Origin of the sequence: Paenibacillus paeoniae (genome assembly GCF_003388735.1) — a bacterium.
Classification (GTDB): domain Bacteria; phylum Bacillota; class Bacilli; order Paenibacillales; family Paenibacillaceae; genus Pristimantibacillus; species Pristimantibacillus paeoniae.
Genome location: NZ_QUBQ01000005.1, coordinates 78,002 through 90,227 on the forward strand (window position 1 = coordinate 78,002; position 12,226 = coordinate 90,227).

Annotated in this window: 11 protein-coding genes; 6 read left to right on the plus strand and 5 right to left on the minus strand. The window is 47.2% G+C overall.

The features are described from left to right. The first annotated feature begins 175 nt into the window (after positions 1-175). The 3 genes from DX130_RS20710 to DX130_RS20720 all read left to right on the plus strand — a co-directional run bounded on the left by DX130_RS20710 (position 176) and on the right by DX130_RS20720 (position 3,140). Entirely contained in the window at positions 176-1,489 is a 1,314-nt protein-coding gene (locus tag DX130_RS20710) for an ABC transporter substrate-binding protein (protein WP_116048646.1), read from the plus strand. A 385-nt stretch (positions 1,490-1,874) separates the two neighbouring features. After that, on the plus strand, positions 1,875-2,402 hold the full coding sequence (locus DX130_RS20715) for a GNAT family N-acetyltransferase (protein ID WP_116048648.1): 528 nt from the start codon (positions 1,875-1,877) through the stop codon (positions 2,400-2,402). A 177-nt stretch (positions 2,403-2,579) separates the two neighbouring features. Next, positions 2,580-3,140, plus strand: coding sequence for a GNAT family N-acetyltransferase (locus DX130_RS20720; protein ID WP_116048650.1), 561 nt, complete (start codon positions 2,580-2,582; stop codon positions 3,138-3,140). 670 nt (positions 3,141-3,810) lie between these two features. Here DX130_RS20720 and DX130_RS20725 read toward each other — a convergent pair. From DX130_RS20725 to DX130_RS20745, 5 genes are all read right to left on the minus strand, one after another. After that, entirely contained in the window at positions 3,811-4,677 is an 867-nt protein-coding gene (locus tag DX130_RS20725; protein WP_116048652.1) for an alpha/beta fold hydrolase, read from the minus strand. A 340-nt stretch (positions 4,678-5,017) separates the two neighbouring features. Then, the gene (locus tag DX130_RS20730; protein ID WP_165861388.1) at positions 5,018-5,890 is read right to left on the minus strand and encodes a tetratricopeptide repeat protein; all 873 of its coding nucleotides are present in this window, start codon (positions 5,888-5,890) and stop codon (positions 5,018-5,020) included. A gap of 32 nt (positions 5,891-5,922) precedes the next feature. Continuing rightward, complete coding sequence (locus DX130_RS20735; RefSeq protein ID WP_116048655.1) at positions 5,923-6,888, minus strand: ATP-binding protein; 966 nt, start codon at positions 6,886-6,888, stop codon at positions 5,923-5,925. A gap of 169 nt (positions 6,889-7,057) precedes the next feature. Further along, positions 7,058-9,439: a beta-propeller domain-containing protein gene (locus tag DX130_RS20740; protein ID WP_116048656.1), complete on the minus strand. Its 2,382-nt coding sequence runs from the start codon at positions 9,437-9,439 to the stop codon at positions 7,058-7,060. A 139-nt stretch (positions 9,440-9,578) separates the two neighbouring features. Continuing rightward, positions 9,579-9,986: a (deoxy)nucleoside triphosphate pyrophosphohydrolase gene (locus DX130_RS20745; RefSeq protein ID WP_116048658.1), complete on the minus strand. Its 408-nt coding sequence runs from the start codon at positions 9,984-9,986 to the stop codon at positions 9,579-9,581. A gap of 166 nt (positions 9,987-10,152) precedes the next feature. Between DX130_RS20745 and DX130_RS20750 the strand changes: the two genes are divergently transcribed. The 3 genes from DX130_RS20750 to DX130_RS20760 are packed head-to-tail and all read left to right on the plus strand — an operon-like array spanning position 10,153 to position 12,115. Beyond that, the gene (locus DX130_RS20750; RefSeq protein WP_116048659.1) at positions 10,153-10,521 is read left to right on the plus strand and encodes a GntR family transcriptional regulator; all 369 of its coding nucleotides are present in this window, start codon (positions 10,153-10,155) and stop codon (positions 10,519-10,521) included. Continuing rightward, positions 10,518-11,399 (plus strand): ATP-binding cassette domain-containing protein, encoded by an 882-nt coding sequence (locus tag DX130_RS20755; protein ID WP_116048661.1) that lies wholly within the window; start codon positions 10,518-10,520, stop codon positions 11,397-11,399. Before DX130_RS20750 ends, DX130_RS20755 begins: the two co-directional genes overlap by 4 nt. Then, positions 11,396-12,115, plus strand: a complete 720-nt coding sequence (locus tag DX130_RS20760) for a hypothetical protein (RefSeq protein ID WP_116048662.1) — start codon at positions 11,396-11,398, stop codon at positions 12,113-12,115. The genes DX130_RS20755 and DX130_RS20760 overlap by 4 nt, the downstream gene beginning before the upstream one ends. Positions 12,116-12,226 lie beyond the last annotated feature (111 nt).

The following is a 12,226-nucleotide window of genomic DNA, read 5'->3' on the forward strand; positions in this document are numbered from 1 at the left end:
ATTTTTACTTCGAATTCATTGAAGTTTGGTTTTCTATATATTCAGCGGATTTGTTTACATATAATTGTAAATTTAGTATCATGCGACCAATAGATGAAGTCAATATAGTGCTTAACATTTAAGGTTGTTCTTTATAAGAAAGAAGCTCGAAATATATCAATGGTGGGGTGTGTTAATGGGTAAGAAATATAAGTTAGTAGCTATTGCTGTGCTTGTATTCAGTATACTAAGCGGGTGTTCAATAGTTGGTCCTCCCAAAAATAAGGAGCCATTAACGATAAAAGTCATTACTGCATATAAAAATGAGTTTAGTAGATTTGAAGAGATTCTTAAAAAAGAATTTCCCCATATTAGCTATGAGGTAATCGGTATTATTGAGCAAGTAAATAAAGAAGCTTCACCTACTGCCAATTATACAGAACGCATTACTGAGCTGCTGCAGCAAGAGCAAGCGGATATCTATTTTAACTTTAATCCCGATTTTTATTGGAAAGACATTCAGCTTGTTGATATGAATACATTAATCCAAAAAAATGAAGTTCATCTAAATGACATCCAAAGTCAAATGATTCCATCAAATCGACCCGCTTATTATATCTCCCCTACCTTTGACCGCGAAGTTCTCTTTATTAATCAAAACTTACTTCAGGATCATAATATTCTTTTTAATGATTCACAAATCACTTGGGATCAAGTACGTGAGATCTCACAACAAATCAAGAGAGCTGACTCAACCGTAATGGGATATGAAATTCAAGGTACAACTTCATGGAATAATCTACTTACTGAAATTGCGCAATACAACGGCTTAAACAGACGTAGTGATGGTGGTCGCCTAGTATGGAATTTAGAATTAAAAGCAATAGCCGAAAACATGTTAAATGATGAAGCAAGCTCAATTCTCCGAAAAGTAGAAGAAAATTCCGGTCCGAGAAATTGGAATAATCTCGTATTCTATATAGGCAACGCTTCTACTATGTATTCGCTATTGGCAAACCCAGAGACTTCTTTTGGATGGCAGGCAGCTTCAATTCCACAGAGTCCTAACGGTGCACTTTATAATCCATATATTAAAACAGTTAATATTGCTATTAGTGATGCAAGTGAACAAGAAGAACAGGCATGGGAGTTAGTAGAGTATTTGTTAAGCGAAAAATCGGTTCCCGATCTAGCCAACATTGGATCGACGATGAGCTTCTATTGGCAAGAATTTGTAGGTTTTCCTACCTATCTTGACGATCTGGAACTTGGAACCTTTTCATTAGATGCGCTTAAGCCAGACTCTTCTATCCCAGCACCGGCATTGTCACCATCCGCTAGAATAGTAGAAGTGCTTGATCCAGAACTAGCTTATAACGTTTCACAAGAAATCGATCGCCAGTTTAATCGGGTGAGAAATAAACAGGTTACTTTTGAACAAGCGTGGGAAGAAATATCAATACTAATTGAAGGTATAAATGCAAATTCAGAAAATTTTCTAGTTCTCTAGCATAGCCAACTTGGGATCTAGTATTGCTCATATTTATGAAGAGTCTTTATTTGTGGGTGAGTGGTTATAGTACTGGATAATGGAGAGATCGTGGAAGAAGGGACACATGAGGAGTTGTTAAGGTTAAACAGTTTGTATTCCGAGATGTTTAATTTGCAAGCCTCCCGCTATATGGACTAGTTATATTTTTGAATAAGACATCCATTCTGCCCTCAGGCTGTGTGGATGTTTTATTCTCGTTAATTGGTAAGCATCGAATATTCCTATTGGATCCATTCGATTGTGTAGGATCGCATCCGGTTCTTTATTATATTGCATTACTGAAGCTGTATCGATATAATATTTTCCATTATATAGTTTTTAGTCAGATATAGGGGGATGCCAAATGGGTGAAGTGAGGTTGGTTAAGCCGTCGTTGGAATACCGTGAAGCTTATTTGGAATTTTATGAAGATTGGCTGACGGAGGGAGTAGAAGCAATTGTGCCCTGGGTAGCGGAAAACGATCCGCATGACTTTGAAGCTTATGTGGCATTCCTGTATGCTGCGGACAGCGAGGAGAAATTGACGAATGACGACTTTGTTCCACATTCGACTTATTGGCTTATCAACGAAGAAGATGAGGTAGTTGGAGCGGTCAATATCCGTCATCGACTCAATCAGAAGCTTTTGGAGAGCGGCGGACATATTGGCTATGGCATTCGGCCCTCGCGTCGCGGCAGAGGATATGCGACTGCACAGCTAGCTGAGGCGTTAAAGGTAACGAAAGCGATGGGAATCGAGCGTGTACTGTTGGTATGCGATCAAGATAATGAGGCATCGGAGCGAACGATTCGCCGGGCGGGCGGCGTACAGGACTCACAGAGAACGACAGACAACGGTGAGGTATTGAAACGCTTTTGGATTGATTTGTAAGAGATGAACGGAACTTTAGAGGTATCGTGTTGCAGTTTTGGTGTGTGGGAGGGAGTTGGTGTTTTAGAGGCAACGTGATGCTAGACTGATGTGGAAGAAGTATTCGGAATTATAGTTCTAGCAACACAGCAGCAGGTTGAAGTTTAGAGGAACGGCACAATAAAGGGGGGCGGCAACATGCAACTGGAAACTGAACGATTGATCATTCGGGAGTTTACTCATGAGGATATGGAAGCTGTACATGAATATGCATCTGACCCAGTTGTCACGACCCATATGATTTGGGGACCAAACTCAGTGGCGGATACCAGAAGCTTTATTGAGCAAATGATCACTATGCAGGAGCGACGCCCTAGGGAGGGATACGAGCTCGCCGTGACATTGAAGGAAAGCGGAAAGCTGATCGGCGGCACGGGTCTTTATGTCATGCTGATGTCGCAAGGCGAGATTGGTTACTGCTATAACAGGCAGTATTGGGGACAAGGTTATGCGACCGAGGCAGCTTCTGCCTTGCTGCATTATGGGTTTCGCGAGTTAGGGCTCCATCGAATCTATGCAACCTGCCGCCCAGGGAATGTCGGTTCCGCAACCGTTATGCGCAAGCTAGGCATGTCCTATGAAGGGCATCTGCGAGAGCATATGTTTCACAAGGACAAATGGCATGACTCGTATCTGTATTCCATTTTGGAACATGAATATAAGGTGTTGTCACAACATGGGCAGCAATCGGCACAATAGCGCAAGTGGGCAGATGAAGAGAGCTAGATCGCATTTCAGAGCATTTTCGAGCAGGCGCGGAGGACAGTCCTGGCAGGGGAATGTCCCTGTGGGGATTAATAGACTAAATAGCCAGAAACGTAGCAACAGGCAAAATAACGTTGCCAGAAACGCTTAAATGGTCAGAGCGCTCCCTAAGTCGGTTTCAACGCCTTAATGTCCTGATAGGACGCTCAGAGCGCTCCCTAAGTCGGTTTCAACGTCTTAATGTCATGAAAGGACGCTCAGAGCGCTCTCTAAGTCGGTTTCAACGCCTTAATGTCATGATAGGACGCTCAGAGCGCTTCCTAAGTCGGTTTCAACGCCTTAATGTCATGATAGGACGCTCAGAGCGCTCTCTAAGTCGGTTTCAACGTCTTAATGTCATGATAGGACGCTCAGAGCGCTCTGTAAGTCGGTTTCAACGCTTTAATGTCATGATAGGACGCTCAGAGCGCTCTCTAAGTCGGTTTCAACGCCTTAATGTCATGATAGGACGCTCAGAGCGCTCCCTAAGTCGGTTTCAACGTCTTAATGTCATGACAGGACACTCAGAGCGCTCCCTAAGTCGGTTTCAACGCCTTAATGTCCTAGGAGAAACGCAGCAAGCCTCCAATGCGGCTTATATAGTCGCGTTGGAGGCTGAATTTGTTTAAGTGAGTAAAAACTTGCGGATTTCTCTCATATACATTTTTCGCTCCGTAATAATGCTGAGATGGCCGGCATGCTTAAATCGCAAATAATCTGCCTCTGGGAATTGCAGGCGTACCGAATCTCGTTCCTCCCCTGAAAAGGATGCGTCAGCAGGCGAATCGATGACGAGTATATTGCTTTGATCGAAGGTTTGACTTGGCGGGGGAAGAGGTTTTTTATCCAAATTCAGCATACATTGATAGATCGCAAGATGCTCCTGTTTCGGTTGACTGCGGATCAGCTCTTCGAAGTACCATAGCCAGAAGGCACCTTCACCAGCCGGCATTGAGCGAAAATGTTTCTGAATTTTGTTTCGGGATACGGTGATGAACATGGAACGAGGAACCATTTTGACAATGCGCATTAGATTGCGAATACGAACGATACGTTTTTGACTAGAAATGGAGGCGGGTTCAGGTGATGCGCTAGTCGTATGGGATAATATCATCCTGTCTATCCGGTGTGGAACCTTCGACAGCAGAGCTTGTGCAACAAGCCCGCCGAAGGACTGGCCCAGCACATGGAACGACTCTATATTTTCATGCTCCATAATCGCAATGATTCCATCCGACAACTGTTCGATATGCTCTGCTTTGCCATAGTAAGGAGCGATTACCGTATAGCGGCTCGACAGCTCCATAAAATGCGAAAAAAATGCTTCGCCGCTCCCAAGTCCGCCTGGCAAAAGCAGCAACGCTTGTTTTCCCTTGCCGCTTATATGATATTTCCACTGTAATCTGTCATGAGAAATCGTTTGTTTGGGATAGGTTGTTCGAAACGCAATCAATTGCTCGAATAAGGGATGTTCAATAGCAGCTTTGGGCATTTCGGCCACCTCGCAATCTATAATGTTTCCCTGAGGAAAAAAAATTTACCATAGTAAAAACAATAAACAAAATCTCAATAATTGTCAATGGATGGGAATGTAGCGCGCTGGAATAGGCTCAAAAAAACAGAGCTGTGAGGACAGCCCTGTTGAATCCATTTACGTATATAACCACACACTCTATCAGACTTTCTGTAGATAATCCATGAACACCTGGAGTCGGGTTGTGATCGAGCCGGGTATGAGTTCATGGCCGAACTAGCGGTATACAGCTGTATCCTTCGGGCACTGGAGATGATTATAGACAGCGAGTCTTAGCGGACTTTTATCGCTCGGACCGTTATCTGCGGCGCGTCCATCCGAATACCTTCACATGAACGAGAAGCTTGGTGGACCAGTGCGTGAGGATATAGAGCACGATAAACAAGATAATAAGCGGCCTGAAAAGCAGAGCCGCAACCATCCAGCTCAAGAAAATTTGCCAGGGCTTCATACGCTTAAGCAGGTTGGTAGGCGCAAGCAATATCCGATAGACTTTGTAGCCCTTCTGAAGCGCCTCCAAGTATTCCTCACGAATCTGCTTGTTGTCCGGGTCCAACTGAATGGCATTCTTCAGCATGAGCAGTTGATCATCGTAATCGCTTCTCCGCTCAGCAGCCCACCCCAAATACAGATATACCTGATCGGATTCTACTTCTTGTCTAAGAGCTTCCCTTGCAAGCGCACGTGATTCGTTCACATGGTTGAGCAGCGCTTCTGTATAACTTAATGTGGCGAGGTAGAGCGCGTTATGCGGGCTAATCTGGAGGCCCTTAAGCAGATGATCCCTAGCCTCGTTAAAATGGTTCTTCTGGTTGCATATATTGGCGCGCAGGAAGTAATAGAAAGGCTCGTAGGGGTCGATGCGCTGCGCGTTCTCTAGCGATTCATCAAGAGCCCTCCATTTTTCCGCCTCATAGAGGGCGCAAGTGCGCACAAACCAGCCCAGCGCGTTGTCCGGATCCAGACGAATCGCCTCCTGAGACCAATGCAGCGCCTCATCTCGTTTGTTCAGGCGCAAACAGATTTGTCCTGCGATAGCATGTGCCTCAGGGTCTTCAGGCAGTTCCCGCAGTAGATTCATAACTTCTTTCTGCGCTTCCTCGTATCTCTTCCATTCCATCAGTTGATAAATTCTGGGGTAGTAGTGCTGAGAATGATCTCTTTCTATCATAAGCATAACCTCATGTCCCTGAAAGTTATGGATTATTTCAATCCGTTCGTTTTCATATAATCAAGCACGTGTTGGTAATCTTGATTAATATCGCTAAAGGTCGCGTAGTTTTTGGCAGTGGCGAACCATTCCAGCGTTGTCGCTTTCCGCCCGTTCGCAGATTTCCGCATATCCTCTTGCGTAATAGGCTGGATTTCGGCCAATTCAAGCGTTCGCTCCAGAGCACCCTCAACCGCATCCTTGACGATTTGCTCCAGATCAGCGCCGGAGAAGTGTCGTGTATCTTTGGCGATCCGTGACAGCTCAAGCCTATCGATCGGCTTGCCAGCAAGCTTAAGATTAAGAATGGTCTCCCGCTCGGCTTCCTCAGGCGGCGGCACGAAGATCAAATGGTTGAACCGTCCGGGTCTGCGCAAGGCGGGGTCCAAATACCACGGGGTATTCGTCGCTCCGATGACAAATACGCCATCGTTGAACGATTGCAGGCCGTCCAGTTCTAGCAGCAGCTGATTCACGAGCATGCGGTCGTGATGCTGGCGCATATTGTTGCGGCTGCCGCCCATAGCGTCAAGCTCGTCGATAAAAATAACGCAAGGCTTATTGTCGCGCGCCCTCTCGAATAGATCATGCAAGTTGCTTTCGCTTTGGCCTACGTACATGGACAAGATGGCCTGCAGCTCAATATGCAGAAAATTTGCGTCAATCTCTCCGGCAATCGCACGGGCGAGGAATGTCTTCCCGCAGCCGGGAGGGCCATAGAGCAGCAGACTGCCGCCAGCTTCCTTGCCGTAAGCTGCGAATAGCTCAGGCTGCTGGAGCGGGAGAATGAAATTCATGCGGATTTTCTTCTTTACAGCGTCCAGGCCGCCCACATCATGGAACGTTTCCTTAGGTTTTTCGGTTTCAATCAAATCTTTGCCGTCCTTGTCGAATTGCAGCACCTTCAGCTTGTTCCGGCGGCGATCTGCCAGATCGTCCCGGCCGTTGAAATCGGACATGGCAACCATCCTTTGCTTCGTTTTCGTATGGTCAATAGTATACCAGATTACTTGAGACTGGCGTATAAATTGGAAAAAAAGGAATGTTGCTAAATGATCAAATAAGAGGTGGGAATAGAAGAAGAGGACAGCGTCTGTCACTGTCCTCTCATGATAGAATTCTAAGCGGCTAAGGGTACAGTAGTGCGCCGCGTTCCTTCAAGTCGCTCAGACCATTGGCCTTCAGCATAGCATCCGACAACGTATAGAGTGTATCTCCCGCATACATAATTCGTCTGATAGCCTTCGAATAATTGTAACCGTACATTCCGCTCTTCAGCATTTCCTCATTCGACAGATGCGTTATCCGGTCCCTTAACCGGAAGCCTCGCTCCAGGTCAAGGCTATACACATAAGCGCCTTGATAGGCAAATTGGCCGTGGGCGAATACTTCTGCATTTCCAGTGCTATTTTTGTTTTCGATCTCATAAAGCGTGACAGGGAAGGCCAATAGCCCCTTTTCTTTGGAAAATAGCAGCGCCTTGTAATCGTTCAGCAGCTCAGAATGCGTCCCGGAGTCTCCGATAATTTCCTTGAACTTTTCCTTAGGCTGGCTCACATCGCTGACGTCGAACAGGGCGACTTTCATGCCCTTGGCTATGGCCACCGTCTCATTCGAAGATCCGAGGCTCTTGATTTCGGTTGTGTCCTTGCCGAATCCAATCAAATGGTTCTCATCATACGGGTGCAAATAATCACTGTAACCCGGAATCTTCAGCTGGCCAAGAATCTTCGGCTGTTGCGGATTGCTCAAGTTGATGGCAAAGAGGGGATCAACCTTGCGGAAGGTGACCATATAGGCGCGTTTCCCCATGAAGCGTACCGAATACATGCGTTCGCCCGGTGCGATGCCGTCCACCTTCCCGACGATACGAAGCTTTTCGTCCAAAATATAAATTTGGCTCGATTCTCCGGGGTGCTCTGACGTAAGATCGCCATTCGTTAAGGCTACCCGGAAATAGCCTTCATGCTCATTCATCGAAAATGGATCGGTGACGTAGCCGGGAACGGTACCTTCACCCATATAAAGCACGCTGCCATAATCCAGGCGGAACTTGTGGAATTTCGTAATCATCTCAAAAGCGCTGCCCTTTGCCTTGTGGATCATCTGGGACACATAGAGATGCCGTTGAGAGACAAAGATCCTGTCACCTGATCCTAGATAAGCTGATACCTGAAGCTGGCCTTCCGGCTGTCCCAGATCGATAGACCCGACAAGCAGCAACGAATAGTTAAGAATGTCGGGGAAGTAATGAATATCGTTCAACGATACGCTCTGCGGCTTGTCGGATACGGCAGAATCGGTATAATTGGTCTGGAAAGAGGCTGCCAGCTCCTTGAAGTCCGTTTGCTGTCCTGTACTGGCATCCAGATGAAGTCCCTTTGACTTGGCATATAGAGAATAATTGCGATAGAACTTATTGGTGATGATGTATAAAGCGTCGCCGATCTTGCGGGAGGAGAGGTAGCTGCCTTCCTGCTCCAACGTGCGCTTCAGCTTGGGCTGTCCATTGCTTTGTAGGTCGTAAATATAGGATTTCACTGACTGCTTGATCTGTGGCGGAGGCAATAATGATACGCTTTTGCTCTCCGGCAAAACGGTAAGCTGCTCCGACTGCGGCTGAATGGTATTAAGGCCATAGTCAGTCGCATGACCGATTACGATCAGGCGCGTACCGTCTACATAGAGCTGTTCGGGCTGGAATTGTTCTTCCGGGCCGTATGTTAATTCACTGGCTAGTCGCGGTTTGTCAGGATTGGCGATATCCGTAATGACGACACGGGAGCCACTGATCTGATAGATGAATCTTCCGTCGGTCTTGGCCCAATCGGCTTCGTCTACGCCGCTTACTTGAATGTTCGTTTGCGAGTAGTCGATGCCAGGTGTCCCGGCTTCTCCATTAGCTTCCGATACTTGCGGGGCTGAACTCTCTACCGCCACTTCTTCTCTACCTTGGAGCCATAATCCCGGCAGCGAAATGATGGCGCTGTCGTCGGTCGGAGTCGACTTCAGCAGCTCGATCAGTTTCTCTTCTGTTCCGATAGCGGGGAGCTCCAGTGGCTTATCGATATGGACCGTTCGCTTCAAGCCGTCCCATGCTACGACGGTTCCGAGCGCTTCGGATATCGCCCGGAGCGGGACAAACGTGATGCTGCTAACGGTGCGGGGGGCCGCAGTCAAAGCGATGGTTCTTCCCTGCGCATGCATCTGCTTCGAGCCGATCGTTAGCAGGGCCTTCCGTTCGCCTTTGGTTAACAGAATGGTTCGCTCTCCGTCTTTCTTGTCGTACGTGACCGTCGCCCCCAATGCTTCGGCAATCTCCCGAACGGGTACGAGTGTAGAGTCTTGTTCAATGTAAGCGGGCGCTGCAAGCGGCAGCTCTTTGCTATCTAATTCAATGCGAATCGGCTTCTGCGCCGCATGAGCCACGCTTGAGTCCGTCCATGAAAGCGATGACGGAAGACATAACACGATCGCCAGGCAAGCCGCTAATAGGGCAGTACGCTTCATGAGGCTATTCCTCCTTTTTTTTCAAAACGAAATGAATAAGTTAATGCCCGTTGCATCCGTGCCGTAATCCATGGTTGTTATCACATACAACGTAAAAACTCTTCCAGAAGTTACAAGATCCATCAACTTGTTTATACCGCTATTGTTCCTGCGATTGTGCTTTTATTAAGGCTTCTACCGTAGGCCAATCTGCCGGGGCCCATTCCAACTCCCTCATGCGGTTAACCGGCAGCCATAGCAGCTGCTCATGCTCTTGCGCCACAGGCATGCCGCTCGCCAGCTTGGACTCATATGTGACAAGCCGCACGCGGATGGAAGGATACTCGTGTATCACGTCGGCGATTAAATCTCCAACTTGTATGACATAGCCAAGCTCCTCCAGAATTTCCCGCACCAGGCATTGCTCCGCCGACTCATTCGGCTCCAGCTTGCCGCCGGGGAACTCCCATAGTCTCGGCATGGACATGGTCTCGGATCGCAGCGCGCATAGCACTTCTCCCTGGTCATTGCGAATGACAGCCCCTGCTACAAGTATGTATTCGGTCATGCAAGCTACTCCTTTGCTTGTTCAATTCTCTCCTCACATGGTAAGGCAAACCATTTTTGTGCGCAAGAATTATTCATTTATTTTCAAATGGGGCTTGACGATTGTTTCGTGAAGTTATATGGTTAGTTACATAAGTAATGAACCAATGAGGTTGCGGGGTGATGACGTGTTTGATGAACGAAGTCCGATCTATCAGCAGATTGCCGATCAAATTAAGGCTGATATTGTATCCGGGGTACTGCAGGAAGATGAGCAAGTCATGTCGACCAACCAGTATGCGGCGTTTTACCGGATTAATCCGGCTACTGCAGCGAAGGGCTTTCAGCTTTTGACAGAGGAAGGCATTTTGTATAAGAAGAGAGGGATTGGTATGTTCGTAAGTGTGGACGCACGGCAGACACTGGTTCAAGCGCGCAAGGATCGTTTCTTCGAGGAAGTGGTCGACCGAATGGTCGAGGAAGCGAGACAGATCGGCGTGCCGATCGCAGATATATTGAACCATATTGAAAGCCGGAAGGAGGGTAAGGGACAATGACATTAAGCATTGATATAAAAGGTGTTGGGGTTCATTACGGGCGCACCGTGGCGGTAGAGAATGTGTCCTTCAAGCTGGAAGGCAATAAAATTTATGGTTTGCTTGGACGGAACGGCTCTGGCAAAACCAGTCTGCTGTCGGTACTTGCTTCATTCAGGCAGCCCACGACGGGGGAAGTACTGATCGACGGCAAAATTACGTTCGAAAATGCGGAAATAATGAGCCAGGTATGCTTCATTCAAGAGCATGGCCATATGTCGGACGGTTACTCTGTGAAGGATGCGATCAAGCTGGCGGCAAGCTGCTGGCCGAATTGGGATGAACAATATGCGAATTATCTGCTGGACTTGTACCAGCTTTCGCAAAAGAAAAGAATTTCCAGCCTGTCGAGAGGTATGAAGTCGGCGCTTGGCGTCACGATTGGCCTGGCAAGCCGGGCACCCATTACGATATTTGATGAAGCCTATCTCGGCATGGACGCTCCTACGCGGTACGCCTTTTATGAAGAAGTGCTTCGCGATTATATGGAGCATCCGCGTACCTTTATTCTTTCGACTCATTTGATCGAGGAAGTGGGCAATTTGTTCGAAGAGGTACTCATTCTGGATAACGGACGATTGCTTTTGCAAGAAGAGTCGGAATTGCTGAGACAACGGGGCGTTACCATTACAGGACCGGCTGAGCGGGTGGATGAATATGTGATTGGACTACAGGTGCTCGGAGAGCAGACGCTTGGCAGGACTAAGTCTGTAACGGTATACGGAGAGCTGAGCCAAGAGCGCGTAAATCGTGCACGTACGGACGGGCTGGAGCTTGGCCCTGTGGCGCTGCAAGATCTGTTCGTGCATTTGACGAAGAAAGGAGGCGAGGGAATATGACAACAAAGAGAAAACATCCTGTGTTCATTGTAGCCAAAAACCTATGGTCCGGTTATCGTATCTCGCTCATTGCATATTGGAGCATATTCACAGCCATTTTCATTGGTATTCAATTGGGCTTGCCTATTCATTTATCGAAAGAGATGGAGATCGGACAGGGCATCTGGTCGGGTGCTGGAATCTCGCCGAAATTATACCTATTGATACTCGGCATTCTGCTCACACCCCTTTCGTTGTCCAGTTTCGTCTCCAGTGGCATAACCCGCAAGCATTTTGTGGGAGGAGCTGTCCTATTCAGCATGCTTATGTCGCTTATAAGTGCTTTAATTATGACTGTCGGTTTCCCAGTGGAACGCCTGCTGACAGAGTGGTTTGGAGGGCAGGAGATTCTGGTTAAGCCGCTGCTCCTGCAAGTCGGTGTGGAGTTTTTCCTTGGTTTCCTCGGTTATTTCGCTATTGGATGGATGATCGGAAGCAGCTTCTATCGTTTTAATTGGCAAACAGGCATAGCGGTTTCTATTCTGTCGCTTATCCCCATTATTCTAATTGAAATGGTGGGCGGTACCGGACCATCGGAGCTGTTCGGCTACACGTTTACAATGCCGTCTATGTCCTTTATTGTAGAAATGCTGCTTATCCTGCTAATCGCCGTCATCGTAATGACAATAAATTATGGGATGCATCGTACGGTGGCCATTAAACGCAAATTGATCTAATTAATCTGCTTGATTCTATCCTGATGCTTCTCACTTCTTCATGAAGTGAGAGGCGATCGGGATATTTTTTTTGCAAAACAGCCCATTTAGACTGTTGCTATTATATTTGGA

What these genes read in the sequence shown, in the direction of transcription:
- DX130_RS20710 (WP_116048646.1), top strand. Translation starts at nt 176, where the DNA reads ATGGGTAAGAAATATAAGTTAGTAGCTATTGCTGTGCTTGTATTCAGT.
- DX130_RS20715 (WP_116048648.1), top strand. Translation starts at nt 1,875, where the DNA reads ATGGGTGAAGTGAGGTTGGTTAAGCCGTCGTTGGAATACCGTGAAGCT.
- DX130_RS20720 (WP_116048650.1), top strand. Translation starts at nt 2,580, where the DNA reads ATGCAACTGGAAACTGAACGATTGATCATTCGGGAGTTTACTCATGAG.
- DX130_RS20725 (WP_116048652.1), bottom strand. Translation starts at nt 4,677, where the DNA reads ATGCCCAAAGCTGCTATTGAACATCCCTTATTCGAGCAATTGATTGCG.
- DX130_RS20730 (WP_165861388.1), bottom strand. Translation starts at nt 5,890, where the DNA reads ATGATAGAAAGAGATCATTCTCAGCACTACTACCCCAGAATTTATCAA.
- DX130_RS20735 (WP_116048655.1), bottom strand. Translation starts at nt 6,888, where the DNA reads ATGTCCGATTTCAACGGCCGGGACGATCTGGCAGATCGCCGCCGGAAC.
- DX130_RS20740 (WP_116048656.1), bottom strand. Translation starts at nt 9,439, where the DNA reads ATGAAGCGTACTGCCCTATTAGCGGCTTGCCTGGCGATCGTGTTATGT.
- DX130_RS20745 (WP_116048658.1), bottom strand. Translation starts at nt 9,986, where the DNA reads ATGACCGAATACATACTTGTAGCAGGGGCTGTCATTCGCAATGACCAG.
- DX130_RS20755 (WP_116048661.1), top strand. Translation starts at nt 10,518, where the DNA reads ATGACATTAAGCATTGATATAAAAGGTGTTGGGGTTCATTACGGGCGC.
- DX130_RS20760 (WP_116048662.1), top strand. Translation starts at nt 11,396, where the DNA reads ATGACAACAAAGAGAAAACATCCTGTGTTCATTGTAGCCAAAAACCTA.